This is a genomic window from Gardnerella sp. 26-12 (assembly GCF_001660745.1).
Taxonomy (GTDB): Bacteria; Actinomycetota; Actinomycetes; order Actinomycetales; family Bifidobacteriaceae; genus Bifidobacterium; species Bifidobacterium swidsinskii.
Window position 1 is genome coordinate 1 of sequence record NZ_LWSR01000169.1, and the last position, 767, is coordinate 767.

Consider the following 767-nt stretch of genomic DNA (forward strand, 5'->3'; position numbering starts at 1 on the left):
ACCAAATCACAAATCACAAATAACAACAAAATATTCGATAGCTTTGTATTCAAATAATATGAAGCTTAAACAAGGAGAGAAATCATGGCTCAAGAAATTAACGAAACCGTTAAGGAAGCTTACAACAATGGTGCAAACGCAACTACAGATGCTGCAGCTGCAATGATGCAAAATGTGAAAGTTAAGAATCACGCATTAGATATTACTTCACTGGTGTTAGTTGCAGTGCTTTTTGCTGCAGGATGCATTCTTGACTTTACTGTTGCAAAGTCTCTTTCTATTGGAAATATTCAGCCTGAGTTCGTTATTGCTTCATTCTGCTTGTCGATTTTGCTTGTTAGACCGAAGATTTACCAGGGTGCTATTATTGGTGCTTTGGCTGCAACGTTAATTCAATTTAATACTTCGATTCCGTTCCTTGAGTATGCTTGTGATATTCCAGCTGCAATCATTATGACTGCAATATTAATTGGTTATATTCGCGTGTTCCCAAAGGATGCAGCTCGTAAAGTAAGCGTATTCCCATTTATTGCTACTTTCATTACTACAGTAATTTCCGGTTGCATTTTTGCTCTTATTGCAGCTTTCTTTATTCTTCACTCTCCAAATATGGTAATGGTTATGTTGCCAATTATTTTGGGAACTGCAGTATTTAATGCAGTTGTTGTTGAAGTGCTTTACGCTCCAATTCGACTTGTTTTGCACAAGTAAAACAACATTGAAGAATAAGTAAATAAATTAACTTGAATAAACGCAAACCTGTCTCT

1 protein-coding gene is annotated in these 767 nt (G+C 35.9%); it reads left to right on the forward strand.

All coding sequences use genetic code 11. The annotated features are described in order from the left end of the window. The first annotated feature begins 84 nt into the window (after positions 1–84). Positions 85–711 carry a hypothetical protein gene (locus A5295_RS06065; RefSeq protein WP_004111317.1) on the forward strand — a complete coding sequence of 209 codons (627 nt, stop codon included), beginning with the start codon at positions 85–87 and terminating at the stop codon, positions 709–711. Positions 712–767: the final 56 nt, after the last annotated feature.